The organism is Micromonospora sp. NPDC005206, assembly GCF_040608175.1.
Classification (GTDB): Bacteria; Actinomycetota; Actinomycetes; order Mycobacteriales; family Micromonosporaceae; genus Micromonospora.
This window is the reverse complement of record NZ_JBEXHU010000018.1, coordinates 81,184-93,962: the sequence shown is the minus strand read 5'-3', so window position 1 is coordinate 93,962 and position 12,779 is coordinate 81,184. Positions and strand designations below refer to the sequence as shown.

Sequence of the window (12,779 nt, the reverse complement as noted above, 5' to 3'; positions counted from 1 at the left end):
CTCCGAGAAAGGATCCTGATGACGTTCCAGGTCTACGACACGACGTTGCGCGACGGCGCCCAGCGCGAGGGGCTCACCTACTCGGTGGTCGACAAGCTGGCGGTGGCCCGGCTGCTCGACGAGTTCGGCGCCGGCTTCATCGAGGGCGGCTGGCCGGGCGCGGTGCCCAAGGACACCGAGTTCTTCCGCCGGGCACGCACGGAGCTGGATCTGCGGCACGGCGTGCTGGTCGCGTTCGGCGCCACCCGCAAGGCCGGTGTGGCGGTCGCCGACGATCCCCAGGTACGCGGCCTGCTGGACGCGCACACCCCGGCGGTGGCACTGGTCGCCAAGGCCGACACCCGGCACGTCGAGCGCGCGCTGCGCACCACCGGCGCGGAGAACCTGGCGATGATCCACGACACCGTCAGCCACCTCGTCGGCGAGGGCCGACGGGTCTTCGTCGACGGCGAACACTTCTTCGACGGCTACCGGCACGACCCGGCGTACGGCGCGGCCGTGGTGCAGACCGCGCTGGCCGCCGGCGCCGAGCGGATGGTGCTCTGCGACACCAACGGCGGCATGCTGCCATCACAGGTGACCGCCGTGATCGCCGACCTGACCGACCGGCTCGGGATCGACGCGGGGCTGCTCGGCATGCACGCGCAGAACGACACCGCCTGCGCGGTGGCCAACACGATCGCCGCGGTCGAGGCGGGGGTCCGCCACGTCCAGGGCACCGCCAACGGGTACGGCGAGCGGCCCGGCAACGCCGACATCTTCGCGGTCGTCGCGAACCTCGAACTCAAGCTGGGCATGCCCGTCCTACCGGAGGGCTGCCTCGCGCAGATGGTGCGGGTCTCGCACGCCATCGCCGAGATCGCCAACATCGCCCCCGACACCCACCAGGCGTACGTCGGGGCCGCGGCCTTCGCCCACAAGGCGGGGCTGCACGCGAGTGCGATCAAGGTCGACCCGTTGCTCTACAACCACGTGAACCCGTCGGTGGTGGGCAACGACATGCGGATCCTGATAACCGAGATGGCCGGCCGGGCCAGCGTCGAGCTCAAGAGTCGTGAGCTCGGCCTGGACCTGGCCGGCCGACCGGAGGCGCTGACCCGGGTCACCAACCGGGTCAAGGAACTGGAGGCCGGCGGCTGGTCCTTCGAGGCCGCGGACGCCTCCTTCGAGCTGCTGGTCCGTTCGGAGCTTCCGGAGGGCGGCCCGGCCCGGCCGTTCACGCTGGAGTCGTACCGGGTGCTGGTCGAGCACCGCGAGGACGGCGCGGTGGTCTCCGAGGCAACCGTCAAGATCCGGGTACGCGGCGAGCGGGTGATCGCCACCGCCGAGGGCAACGGTCCGGTCAACGCGCTGGACGAGGCGCTGCGGGTGGGGCTGGCCCGGCACTACCCGCAGCTGCGCGACTTCGAGCTGGCCGACTACAAGGTGCGCATCCTGGAGGGCAGCCACGGCACCGGCGCCGTCACCCGGGTGCTGCTGGAAACCGCCGACAGCGGCGGCCGGGACTGGACCACCGTGGGCGTGCATCCCAACGTGGTCGAAGCCAGCTGGCACGCCCTGGTCGACGCCCTCACCTACGGACTGGCCCCCGCCCCCGTCTGACCCGGATCTCCACCCCCGCCCGGATCGGGGCAGGGCGGGGCGTGGGAGCCGCGGGTCAGGTGGCCGGGAGGCGGAGGGTGGCCAGCACGGGACGGTGGTCGGTGCCGGGTAGGTCGTGCACGGTCACGGTCCGGGCGGCTATCCGGCGATCGATCAGCACGTGGTCGATGGTGACCGGCGGGATCAGGTCGCCGTCGTACGGGCCCCAGGTGCCGGTCAGCCCCGCTCCGGTGGCGTCGGCGGCGTCGACGTAGCCGGTTCGCAGCAGGGCCCGTAGCGGGCCGTGGTCGAGGGTGGCGTTGAAGTCCCCCGCGAGGATCCGCAGGCCACCGTCCGGAGTGGCCGGTGGCTGGGCGGTCAGGTCGTCACGCCAGGCACCGACCTGGTCCAGCGCGTATGGCGCCGAGGGGTGGGCCGACTCGACGCGGACCGGGGGCGCGCCGGGGACGGCCAGCGTGCCGTACGCCTGGCTGAAGCCCCAGCCGCGGCGGTTGTGCCGGACACCGGCGTCGGTGATCGGCCAGCGCGAGTAGAGCCCCGAGCCGGGCGTGCCGACCTGCGCGTTGAGCTGCCGGTGGGGCAGCAGTTGGTCGAGACCGAGCCGATCGAGGGCGGCTTGCGCGTCCGGGGTGAACTCCTGCACGGTGAGCACGTCCACCCGGTGCCGCCGGACCAGCTCGACCAGCGTCCGCGCGTCGGCGGAGCCGGCGAGCAGGTTTGCGGTGAGCAGCCGCACGGTGGGCCCGCCTGTCGCGGGTTGCGGAGAGGCCAGGGCCCGGGGTGCGACCACGCTGAGCAGCGCCGCCGCGACCAGCGCCGCGACCGCCGCCGGCCACCAGCGCCGTAGGGCGAGGGTGAGGGTCAGGGCCAGCAGGCTCCAGCCCGCGACGTACGGGGTGAAGGCGAGCGCCTGCACCAGCGGCCCCCGGTCCAGGCCGGCCAGCCGGGCGGCGGCCCAGGCGGCCGTCGGTACGACCGCCAGCCAGCAGAGCACCGTACCGATCCGGTCGGCGCGGCGTCGGGCCGGTGCGGACGGGGCGTCGACGATCATGGCGGTGAGCCTAGCGGTAACCCCCGGATCCCATTTTCATGAATGGTGATGCGCTCACATCTCACAATTATCTGACGGCTGACCGACAGCTCGATAAAGCGAGATCAACTATTGACGTTCGGCTTTTTCCGATGCTACGTTCCATCTGGCCTAAACGACGCAACTCTGAGTAGTAATCCCAGCTCAGACCGGATCTGGATCGTTGAGAAATCAACCTCACCAGGTGCGCGTGAGATAACTTCCTCCGGTCTCATTGTCGTCGTCCACCTATTACAGGCAGTCATCCGTCCCGCCCTGCGGGTCGGCCGAATTCGCACGGTCACACAAGGGGGACCTGTCATGAGCACATCTTTCCGACGTAAGGCGGCGGCAATCACGTTCGCTGTCCTGGGGTTGAGCCTGGCCGGCGGCGGGATCGCCGTCGCCCAGCCGACCGCGAAGGCGCCGGAGGAGACCGTCCAGCCGGCGGCCCGCAGCACGAACGCCCAGCCGCCGGTGACGGCGGAGTCCGCACGCAAGGCGAAAGCCGCACTGAAGTCCGGCGCCGCAACCACACTCGCCGCCAGCACGAGCATCGTGGTCGTCAACGCCAACGGCACCAAGGCGCGCGGCGTTGGCACCGTGATCAAGTACGGCGTCGGCCAGTACGAGGTCCAGTTCGGTCACATCGTCACCACCGGCACCTTCGCGGCCACCGTCGGCCGCGCTGACTCCTGCTGCGTCCCGCCGTCCGGCGAGGTCTCGGTCGCGCCCCGGCTCGGCACGCCGAACGGGGTGTTCGTGCAGACCCGCAACTCGGCGGGGGCTGCGGCGGACCTGGGCTTCCACCTGGTCGTCCACATTTCCTGACGGTCCGGGTGCCGGCCCCGGACAGGGGCCGGCACCCGGGGTTGTCCCGATGAGGCCGCCGGCCCGCCCCGGCGGCTTCGCCCTGCACCCGGTCTGCTGCCGCACGCGTGGCTCGTGTCGTCCCGGGGCGGTTGTCACCCGACCGGACCGTTCATCCCGGGTCGGGGCGCCATCGGGCACTTGCGCGCTGATAATCCGACGTTTGCCGGGCGGCCGCCCCGGGAAGCAAGCACCGTGACGGACATCTCGGACACCCTGGCCAGCGTGCCCAGCCCGGTCGAAGCCGAGCCGACCGGCGTCGAGCTGGAACAGACCCTCTTCGAGGTCAAACGCGTGATCGTCGGGCAGGATCGGCTCGTCGAACGCCTGCTGACCGCCCTGGTCGCCAACGGGCACTGCCTCCTCGAGGGGGTCCCCGGCGTGGCCAAGACGCTGGCCGCGCAGACCCTCGCCACCGTGGTCGGCGGGACCTTCTCGCGGATCCAGTTCACTCCGGACCTGGTCCCCTCCGACATCGTCGGCACCCGGATCTACCGGGCCTCCAAGGAGACCTTCGACATCGAGCTGGGCCCGATCATGGCCAACCTCGTGCTCGCCGACGAGATCAACCGGGCCCCCGCCAAGGTCCAGTCGGCGCTGCTGGAGGCGATGGCGGAGCGGCAGGTCTCCATCGGTGGCCGCAGCTGGCCGGTGCCGACGCCGTTCCTGGTGCTGGCGACGCAGAACCCGATCGAGTCCGAGGGGGTCTACCAGCTCCCGGAGGCGCAGCGCGACCGGTTCATGATGAAGGTGGTCGTGGACTACCCGAGCGACGCCGACGAGCTGGCGATCCTCTACCGGATGAGCACCGACCGGCCGAGCCCGCGCCAGGTGCTCGACGCGCAACGGCTGCAAGACCTCCAGGCCCACGCCGAGCGGGTCTTCGTCCACCACGCGTTGGCCGAGTACGTGGTCCGGCTCATCCTCGCCACCCGCGACCCGGGCCGGTTCGGGCTACCGGAGATCGCGTCACTGCTGGCGTACGGGGCCAGCCCGCGGGCCACCCTCGGCCTGGTCGCGGCCGCCCGGGCCCGGGCGCTGCTGCGCGGGCGGGAGTACGTGCTGCCCGAGGACGTCCGCGAGCTGGCGGTGGACGTCCTCGCGCACCGGCTGGTGCTCTCCTTCGACGCGGTGGCCGACGGGGTCTCGGCCGAGGGCGTGGTCCGCCGGCTGGTGGAGGCCGTGCCACCGCCCCGGCTGGCCGACAGCCACCCGCAGCAGGCCCCCGACCTGGCGGCGGCATGAGGCGCGCGGTCGTCGCGCCGGCCGATCCCGGCCTCGCCGAGCTGGCTCCGGACCAGCGGCTGCGCCGCCTGGAGCTGACCGTCACACGCCGACTGAACGGCCTGCTGCACGGCCAGTACCGCGGCCTGCTGCCCGGGCCGGGCAGCGAACCGGCCGGCAGTCGCGAGTACCGGCCGGGCGAGGACGAGGTCCGCCGGATGGACTGGGCGGTGACCGCCCGGACCGCCGTGCCGCACGTCCGGCAGGTCGACGCCGACCGGGAACTGACCACCTGGCTGCTGGTCGACGCCAGCGCCAGCATGGAGTTCGGCACCGCGGACCTGGACAAGCGGGAGCTGGCGGTGGCCGCGGTCGCCGCGATCGGCTTCCTGACCGCCGGGGTCGGCAACCGGCTCGGGGCCCAGGTGCTGCGCGCCGACGGGGTCCGGCGTTTCCCGGCCCGCAGTGGGCGTACCCACCTGCTCGGCCTGCTCCGCGCGCTGCTGGCCGTACCCCGCGGCACCGCACCCGGCGACCGGCCCGGGCCGTCGGTCGGGGTGCCGGTCGGGTCGCCCGAGCTGGCGGACGGGCTCGACGCCCTGCACCGGGTCGCCAACCGACGCGGTCTGGTCGTGGTGGTCTCCGACTTCCTCGACGGCCTGCCCGACGACCCCGACGAGCCACCGCCCTGGGAGCGGACCCTGCGCCGGCTGGCCGTCCGGCACCAGGTGCTGGGGATCGAGGTGACCGACCCGCGTGAGCTGGAGCTGCCGGACGTCGGCCTGATCACGCTGGTCGACCCGGAGACCGGCCGCCGACGCGAGGTGTGCACATCGGACCGTCGGCTGCGGGAGCGGTACGCCGCGGCCGCCGCCGCGCAGCGTGACCAGGTCCACCAGGCGCTGCGGCGCAGCGGGGCCACCCACCTGGCGTTGCGCACCGACCGGGACTGGAGCGCGGACATCGTCCGGCACGTGCACGCCCAGCGTCGGTTGGCCGCCGCGCCGGCGGGAGTCGTCCGGGGAGGTGCCGCGTGATCTGGCAGTCGCCGCTGCGACTCTGGCTGCTGCTCGGCGTGCTCGCCCTGGTCGTCGCGTACCTGGTGATGCAGCGCCGACGCAGCCGGTACGCGGTCCGCTTCACCAACCTGCGGCTGCTGGACCGGGTGGCTCCGGATCGGCCGGCGTGGCGTCGCCACGTCCCCGCCGGGCTGTTCCTGGCCATGCTGGCCCTGCTCGTGGTCGGCTTCGCCCGGCCCACCGCAGAGGTCCAGGTGCCCCGGGAACGCGCCACGGTGATGGTGGCGGTGGACGTGTCCACCTCCATGCTCGCCACCGACGTCGACCCGGACCGGCTGACCGCGGCGAAGCAGGCGGCGCGGCGCTTCGTCGACGGCCTGCCCGACGAGTTCAACGTCGGTCTGGTCGCGTTCGCCGGCAGCGCGGCCGTGCTGGTGCCGCCCGGCACCGACCGGGAGGCTCTGGAGGAGGGGATCGGCCGGCTCGCCGAGGGGGTGACCGGGGTGCAGGGCACCGCGATCGGCGAGGCCATCAACACCTCGCTCGGCGCGGTCAAGAGCCTGGACAGCCAGGCTGCCACGGAGACCCCGCCGGCCCGGATCATCCTGCTCTCCGACGGGGCGAACACCTCCGGGATGGACCCGATGGAGGCGGCGGCGGAAGCGGTGGCGGCGGAGGTGCCAGTGCACGCCATCTCGTTCGGCACCCCGTCCGGGTTCGTGGACCGGGGCGGGCGGCCGATCCAGGTGCCGGTCGACGGGCAGACCCTCAAGGCGGTCGCCGACGAGACCGGCGGGATGTTCCACGAGGCCAGCACCAGCGAGGAACTGCGCGCCGTCTACGACGACATCGGCAGTTCGGTCGGCTACCGCACCGAACGGCAGGACGTCTCGGCCCGGTTCATCGGCCTCGGGCTGGTCTTCGCGATGGGTGCCGCCGCCGGCTCGATGCGCTGGTTCTCCCGACTTCCCTGATCCGCCGCGCGCAACGGACTTCGACCGTGAGGAGTACGCATGGCAGTGCAGACCGGACTGGGCGAACCGCGCGGTCCCTGGTTCATCTCGCCGGAACTCGACCCGGACGGCCGCGGGTTCTGGGACGCCCCCGGCAACGGGCGGGACCCCGGCGGACGGCGGCCGGGCCGACTGCTCGCCGCGCTGGCGGTGGTGGCGCTCTCCGCCGTCTCGGGCGCCGTGGCCGGTGGCGTGGTGGCCGGTCGGGACGGCGCTCCCGGCGAGGCGGCGGCGTCCGCCGCCCCGGTGCCGGCGGAGTTGGTCACCGCCGCCGAGCGGACCGTACCCGGAGTGGTGTCGGTGCTCGCCGGCGGCGCGAACGGCTCGTCCGCGACCGGTTCGGGCTTCGCCGTCGACGACGAGCAGCACCTCATCACCAACGACCACATCCTGGCCAAGGGTGGCGGCGGACCGGTGACGGTGGAGCTGCCCGACGGCCGCCGGTACGCCGCCGAGGTGGTCGGCCGGGAGCCGCGCAGCGACCTGGCGGTGCTGAAGGTGCCCGCGTCGGCCGGGCTCGCCCCGTTGCCGCTGGCCAAGCCGGGTGCCACGCGGGTCGGTGAGCCGGTGCTCGCGGTGGGCTCGCCGCTCGGTCTGTCCGGGACGGTAACCGCGGGAATCGTCAGCGCGTTGGACCGTCAGGTGCGGTTGGGCAACAACCGGCACAGCGCGGTGCAGACCGACGCGTCGATCAATCCCGGCAACTCGGGTGGACCGTTGGTGAACGCCCGTGGGGAGGTGGTCGGGGTGAACACCGCGATAGCCACCATCGACGGCAATGGCTCGATCGGCATCGGCTTCGCCATTCCGATCGAGCAGGTGCAGCAGACCGCCGACACGATCATCGGCAAGGGCGGCTGAGCTGCCCGGACAGCCCTTCGGGGGCCCGTGGGATCGCCGCCACTGTCGGATATCCGGCCGGAGAGCATCGGGCCATGGAAATATCACGCTCGGTATGGATACTGGCTGAGGTGGAGCGTCCTCTTCTCGTGGTCCTCCTGCTGGTGGGCCTGGTCATCGGAATTGCAGTGGGGTCGGCGTACACCCGGGCGCGGCGTGGGTGGAGTGACTATCAGATCGTCAAGAAGTCGGTGCCGGGTGTCCGGCGCAGCGCGTGGCTGTTGATCCGGGCCGTCGCCACCAAGGCCGGGGTGATCGCGCTGCTGCTGGTCGGCGCGGCGGCGTACGCCGCGGTCGGCTCCGACGACGAGACCGCGGGCCCGGCGCCCAGCCCGTCGACGACGCAGAGTGAACCACCGCACCGGTGACCTCGGGAGCGGCGGTGCGGGTTAGCCTCGGGGCGTGGACGACGGACTGCGGGTGACCGACCGGTGGGTCGTCCCCGCCGGGGAGCTGCGGGAGCGCTTCTCCCGCTCGTCCGGGCCCGGTGGGCAGGGCGTGAACACCGCCGACTCCCGGGTCGAGCTGAGCTATGACCTGGCGAACTCGCCGGCCGTGCCCGAGTCGGTCCGGTCCCGGGCGCTGGCCCGGCTGGCCAACCGCCTGGTGGACGGGGTGCTGACGATCGCCGCCAGTGAGCACCGGGCGCAGCTGGCCAACCGGGAGGCGGCCCGTGAGCGGATGGCCGCGCTGCTGCGCGAGGCCGCGGCGCCCCCACCTCCGCCGCGCCGGGCAACGCGCCCGTCCCGGGGAGCCAAGGAGCGCCGGCTGGCCGAGAAGAAGCGTCAGTCCCAGCGCAAGCGCGACCGCCGCGTCGACGGCGAGTAGTTCGTCCCAATTCCCTGGGCAGGCTCCGGGTCCTTGCAGCTACTGGATGACAGAATCTGGAATCTGTCAGCCAAAGGATGTACGCTCAACGGGTCACCCAGGAGAGGAAGACCCATGAACACCCGCATCCTCGGCACCACCGGCCCCACCGTCTCCGCACTCGGGCTCGGCCTGATGGGCATGTCCGACCTCTACGGCGCCGCCGACGAGGCCGAGAGCATCGCCACCATCCACGCCGCGCTCGACGCCGGCGTCACCCTGCTGGACACCGGTGACTTCTACGGCATGGGGCAGAACGAGATGCTGCTGCGCGACGCGCTGCGCGGTCGCAACCGGGACGACGCCGTCATCAGCGTCAAGTTCGGCGCGCTGCGCGACGCCGAGGGCGGCTGGAACGGCGTCGACGTCCGACCCGCCGCGATCAAGAACTTCCTGGCGTACACCCTGCGCCGTCTCGGCACCGACCACGTCGACATCTACCGCCCCGCCCGGCTCACGCCGGACGTGCCCGTGGAGGAGATGGTGGGCACCCTAGCCGAGCTGGTCAAGGCCGGTCACGTCCGGCACATCGGCCTGTCCGAGGTGAGCGCAGAGACGCTGCGCCGGGCGCACGCCGTGCACCCGATCACCGACCTCCAGATCGAATACTCGCTGATCTCCCGCGACCCCGAGGCCGAGATCCTGCCGACAGCGCGCGAGCTGGGCGTCGGGATCACCGCGTACGGAGTGCTGTCCCGGGGCCTGATCAGCGGCCACTGGACGGCGCAGCGGGAGACCGCCGGCGCCGACTTCCGAGGCCACCTGCCCCGGTTCGCAGGCGCCAACCTGGACCGCAACCTCGCCCTGGTGGACGCCCTGCGCGCCATCGCCGAGGCTCGCGGCGTCACCGTGGCGCAGATCGCCATCGCCTGGGTGCTCGCCCGGGGCGAGAGCATCGTGCCCCTGATCGGCGCCCGGCGTCGGGACCGGCTGACCGAGGCGCTGGGTGCGACCGCGATCACCCTGACCGCGGCGGACCTGGCCGCGATCGAGGCCGCCGTCCCGGCCGGCGCGGCCTCCGGCAGCCGCTACGACGAGGCGCAGATGGCGCTCCTGGACAGCGAGCGGGCATGACCGCCGGGCCGTGGCGCGACCGCCGGCCGGGGGCCGCGCCACGGCCGTCCGCGCGGTCAGGAAGGCTGGAGGGATGAGCGACGCCACCGCCCTGACGGCCGACCGCATCCTCGACACCGCCGAGGAGGTGCTGCGCCGGTACGGGCCCGCCAAGGCCACCGTGCTGGACGTCGCCCGGGCGCTGGGCGTCAGCCACGGCAGCGTCTACCGGCACTTCGCCAGCAAGGCCGCGCTGCGCGATGCGGTCGCCGACCGCTGGCTGGCGCGGGTCTCCACCCCGCTGATCGAGGTGGCCACCGGCCCCGGTCCGGCCCCGCAGCGGCTGCGCCGGTGGCTCGCCGAGCTGAGCGGCACCAAGCGCCGGATCGCCCGCGAGGACCCGGAGCTGTTCGACAACTTCCACCAGCTCGCCACCCTCTCCGAGGGCGCGGTCGCCAAGCACCTTGAGGTCCTCGCCGGCCAGCTCACCCTGATCGTCGCGGACGGGCTGGCGGCCGGCGAGTTCAGCGTGCCCGACCCGGCGGTGGCCGGCCGGGCGCTGTTGCAGGCCACCGCCCGCTTCCACCACCCGTCCCACCGCACCGAGTGGAGCGAACCGGGCCTCGACGATGACATGGCAGCGGTGGTCGCGCTGCTCATCGACGGCCTGCGTACCCGCCCGGAGAGCTGAGTCGGGCTGGCTCGGCGGCGAGCAGGTCAGGCTGGCACGGCGGCGAGCAACCGGTCGCGCAGCACGGCGGCCCGGTCGGCGAAGCCGCGCTGCGCGGCGGCGTACTCCGCCCGGCCCTCCGGCGTCTCCACCCGCACCGGCGGATGACCCAACGCCGCCAGGTCGTACGGGGAGGCCCGCATGTCCAGGGTGCGGATCTCCCGGGCCAGCTCGAAGCAGTCCGCGACGAGCTCCGAGGGCAGCAGCGGCGACAGCTTGTACGCCCACTTGTAGAGGTCCATGTTCGCGTGCAGGCAGCCCGGCTGCTCGTGCGCGTGCTGGGTCTCCCGGGTCGGGGTGAGCACGTTCAACGGCCGGGCCGGCGGCGTGAAGAACCGGAACGCGTCGAAGTGGCTGCACCGCACGCCCCGCTCCTCGACGATCGCGGCGGTCCGCTCCGGGTCCAGCCGCAACGGCCAGGCGTTGTGCCGCAGCTCCTCACGGGTCTGCCGGTAGACCATCGCCCACTCATGCATCCCGAAGCAGCCGAAGTGCGGCGTCCGCCCGGCGGTGGCCGCCAGCAGCGAGCGGATCCAGCCGATCGAGTCGCTGCGTCGCGCCCGTACCGCCTCGGTGTCGAGGGTGACCCCGACGGTGGTGGCGCGGTAGTCCCGGCCGAAATCGGCCGGATCCGCGCCACGCAGCTCGACCCCCGCGCCCGGGTGCCAGCGACGCAGCTGGGCCGGACGGTGCGAGTAGTAGGTGAAGAGGAAATCGGCCACCGGGTGCCGCTCGCCGCGGCGCCGGCGGGCCAGGTGCGGGGTCAGCCAGCCGTCCACCCGCTCCTCGTGGGCCCGGCGGCGGGCCTGCCAGGCCGCCACGTCGAGCACGGCGGGGGCGAGGGCGGCGGTCACGGACCCCAGGGTACGACCGCCGCCCGCCCGCCGGTCAGGGCATGTCCACCCGCACGCCGGCGGAGAACACCCCGCTGCGCAGCTCCAGCTGCCGGGGCGGGTCCCGCCCGTCGACGGTGAACACCAGCGGGAGCACCACCCGGGTGCCCGCGGCCACCGGATCGGCGAAGACGTCCCGACCCAGGTTGGCCGCCTGGGTGGCCGGCTCGTCGGTGCTCACCCAGCGCCCGCCCGGCAGGTAGGCCCGTTGCAGCTGGCCGTGCCAGGGCTGCTGATCGCCGGTGACGTTGCGCACACCGACCGTGGCCTGGCACCGCCGACCCGCGGCCGGCGCCGTACCGCCGCCGTCGGCCGGCCCGGCGGAGCCGGCCGCACCGCACGACATCCGGTACACGGTGAACTCGAACGCCGACTCGCGCAGCGGCATGCCGACCGGGCCGGACACCGCGGTGCCCATCCACGCGCCGCTGGTCGGCTGCTTCTGGGTGTCGATCGCCGCCACCCGCCGGGTCGCTGTCCAGCCGGCAGCACCGAGTACGCCGGCCAGCACGACCACCGCCGCGCCGACCAGCAACCAGACCGGCGGGGTACGCCGACGCCGCGCCGGGCTCGGGGACGACGGACGCGGATAGACCGTCCCGCGTCCGTCGTCGGGCGCCCCGCCGGCGGCCAGGGCGGCGGCCGTCATCCGCCGCCCACGCCGGCGGCGACGCCACACCCAGAACGCACCGGCGCAGAGCAGCAGCAGGACGGCCAGCCCGGCCAGCAGCACCGGGATCCGCCGCCAGGCCGGCGCCTCGGTGACCTCGGCCGCCGCCGGCGTCGCCGCCGCCTGCCAGGTGGCTGTGGCGCAGTCGTACGGCCGGCTGCCGTCGCTGGTGAACGCGCAGGCCGGCGCGGTCATCGGTTGGCCCGGCGCGGTCGCGGCGAGCGCCGTGCCGAGCGTGGTGCTGCTGTGCGCGGGCAGCCTCAACCGCCAGGTCACCTCGGTGGCGGACCCGCCGGCGCGGGTGGCTCGCCCGCCGGAACTGATCGAGGTGGCCGAGGCGCCGGGCGGCAGCTCCTGGCGCACCGTCGTGTCGACCGGCGAGCTGCCCACGTTGCGGACGTGTATCCGGTACCGCGGGGCGGGGCTGCTCTCCGGCGCGACCGCCACCGTGACCGGGGGCGGGAGCGCCTTCGCCGGTTTCCGCGAGGGTGGCGCCATCGCTGGCGGCGCCGACGGTGGCGTGGGCTCCGCGGTCGCCGCGGCGGGTGCCCGCGCGGCCACCGCCACCGGCGGCGGCGTGCTGGCGACCGGTGGCGGCAGGGCCCCCGCTGGTCGTGGCGGGGCCGCCGTTGGTTGTGGCGTGACGGCCGGTGGTCGTGGCGTGGCCGCCGCCTCCGGGGCCGCCGTGGGCAGGGCCGGCACGGCGGCGAGGATGCCGAGGCAGTGCACGAGCACTGCGAGGGCTCTGTGGTGTCGTGTCGATGCAGGCATACGAACGAACCTCCGGAGCCGACGCTAGGGGCGCGCTGCCTCCGTGCGGGTACGAAGTCGGGAAGCCGGCCCGGGCCGTCGCCGCCTCGGCTAGGGTG

At 73.7% G+C, this 12,779-nt stretch carries 13 protein-coding genes; 10 read left to right on the top strand and 3 right to left on the bottom strand.

Features of this window, described 5'->3' with window-relative positions; all coding sequences use genetic code 11:
• The first annotated feature begins 18 nt into the window (after window positions 1-18).
• Entirely contained in the window at window positions 19-1,602 is a 1,584-nt protein-coding gene (gene cimA / locus ABZU69_RS26240) for a citramalate synthase (protein WP_354966984.1), read from the top strand.
• 55 nt (window positions 1,603-1,657) lie between these two features.
• On the opposite strand, the gene ABZU69_RS26235 is transcribed toward cimA, so the two are convergent.
• A complete protein-coding gene (locus ABZU69_RS26235) occupies window positions 1,658-2,653 on the bottom strand; it encodes an endonuclease/exonuclease/phosphatase family protein (RefSeq protein WP_354966983.1) in 996 nt (331 codons plus the stop codon).
• Between the two features lie 339 nt (window positions 2,654-2,992).
• On the opposite strand from ABZU69_RS26235, the gene ABZU69_RS26230 reads away from it, so the two are divergent.
• The 9 genes from ABZU69_RS26230 to ABZU69_RS26190 all read left to right on the top strand — a co-directional run bounded on the left by ABZU69_RS26230 (window position 2,993) and on the right by ABZU69_RS26190 (window position 10,308).
• Entirely contained in the window at window positions 2,993-3,502 is a 510-nt protein-coding gene (locus ABZU69_RS26230) for a hypothetical protein (RefSeq protein WP_354966982.1), read from the top strand.
• A 234-nt stretch (window positions 3,503-3,736) separates the two neighbouring features.
• Window positions 3,737-4,786, top strand: a complete 1,050-nt coding sequence (locus tag ABZU69_RS26225; protein WP_354966981.1) for a MoxR family ATPase — start codon at window positions 3,737-3,739, stop codon at window positions 4,784-4,786.
• Entirely contained in the window at window positions 4,783-5,802 is a 1,020-nt protein-coding gene (locus ABZU69_RS26220) for a DUF58 domain-containing protein (RefSeq protein WP_354966980.1), read from the top strand. The genes ABZU69_RS26225 and ABZU69_RS26220 overlap by 4 nt, the downstream gene beginning before the upstream one ends.
• Window positions 5,799-6,758, top strand: a complete 960-nt coding sequence (locus ABZU69_RS26215) for a VWA domain-containing protein (protein ID WP_354966979.1) — start codon at window positions 5,799-5,801, stop codon at window positions 6,756-6,758. Before ABZU69_RS26220 ends, ABZU69_RS26215 begins: the two co-directional genes overlap by 4 nt.
• Before the next feature lie 39 nt (window positions 6,759-6,797).
• Window positions 6,798-7,658 carry a trypsin-like peptidase domain-containing protein gene (locus ABZU69_RS26210; protein ID WP_354966978.1) on the top strand — a complete coding sequence of 287 codons (861 nt, stop codon included), beginning with the start codon at window positions 6,798-6,800 and terminating at the stop codon, window positions 7,656-7,658.
• 110 nt (window positions 7,659-7,768) lie between these two features.
• On the top strand, window positions 7,769-8,065 hold the full coding sequence (locus ABZU69_RS26205) for a hypothetical protein (RefSeq protein ID WP_354966977.1): 297 nt from the start codon (window positions 7,769-7,771) through the stop codon (window positions 8,063-8,065).
• 34 nt (window positions 8,066-8,099) lie between these two features.
• On the top strand, window positions 8,100-8,525 hold the full coding sequence (gene arfB / locus ABZU69_RS26200) for an alternative ribosome rescue aminoacyl-tRNA hydrolase ArfB (protein WP_121654221.1): 426 nt from the start codon (window positions 8,100-8,102) through the stop codon (window positions 8,523-8,525).
• A gap of 114 nt (window positions 8,526-8,639) precedes the next feature.
• Entirely contained in the window at window positions 8,640-9,638 is a 999-nt protein-coding gene (locus ABZU69_RS26195; RefSeq protein ID WP_354966976.1) for an aldo/keto reductase, read from the top strand.
• Window positions 9,639-9,711: 73 nt separating this feature from the next.
• The gene (locus tag ABZU69_RS26190; RefSeq protein ID WP_354966975.1) at window positions 9,712-10,308 is read left to right on the top strand and encodes a TetR family transcriptional regulator; all 597 of its coding nucleotides are present in this window, start codon (window positions 9,712-9,714) and stop codon (window positions 10,306-10,308) included.
• 26 nt (window positions 10,309-10,334) lie between these two features.
• Here ABZU69_RS26190 and ABZU69_RS26185 read toward each other — a convergent pair whose 3' ends face one another.
• Complete coding sequence (locus ABZU69_RS26185; RefSeq protein WP_354966974.1) at window positions 10,335-11,201, bottom strand: 3-methyladenine DNA glycosylase; 867 nt, start codon at window positions 11,199-11,201, stop codon at window positions 10,335-10,337.
• A gap of 34 nt (window positions 11,202-11,235) precedes the next feature.
• Window positions 11,236-12,681 (bottom strand): hypothetical protein, encoded by a 1,446-nt coding sequence (locus ABZU69_RS26180; RefSeq protein WP_354966973.1) that lies wholly within the window; start codon window positions 12,679-12,681, stop codon window positions 11,236-11,238.
• Between the last annotated feature and the right edge of the window lie 98 nt (window positions 12,682-12,779).

What these genes read in the sequence shown, in the direction of transcription:
- ABZU69_RS26235 (WP_354966983.1), bottom strand. Translation starts at nt 2,653, where the DNA reads ATGATCGTCGACGCCCCGTCCGCACCGGCCCGACGCCGCGCCGACCGG.
- ABZU69_RS26195 (WP_354966976.1), top strand. Translation starts at nt 8,640, where the DNA reads ATGAACACCCGCATCCTCGGCACCACCGGCCCCACCGTCTCCGCACTC.
- ABZU69_RS26190 (WP_354966975.1), top strand. Translation starts at nt 9,712, where the DNA reads ATGAGCGACGCCACCGCCCTGACGGCCGACCGCATCCTCGACACCGCC.
- ABZU69_RS26230 (WP_354966982.1), top strand. Translation starts at nt 2,993, where the DNA reads ATGAGCACATCTTTCCGACGTAAGGCGGCGGCAATCACGTTCGCTGTC.
- cimA (WP_354966984.1), top strand. Translation starts at nt 19, where the DNA reads ATGACGTTCCAGGTCTACGACACGACGTTGCGCGACGGCGCCCAGCGC.
- ABZU69_RS26210 (WP_354966978.1), top strand. Translation starts at nt 6,798, where the DNA reads ATGGCAGTGCAGACCGGACTGGGCGAACCGCGCGGTCCCTGGTTCATC.
- ABZU69_RS26180 (WP_354966973.1), bottom strand. Translation starts at nt 12,681, where the DNA reads ATGCCTGCATCGACACGACACCACAGAGCCCTCGCAGTGCTCGTGCAC.
- ABZU69_RS26220 (WP_354966980.1), top strand. Translation starts at nt 4,783, where the DNA reads ATGAGGCGCGCGGTCGTCGCGCCGGCCGATCCCGGCCTCGCCGAGCTG.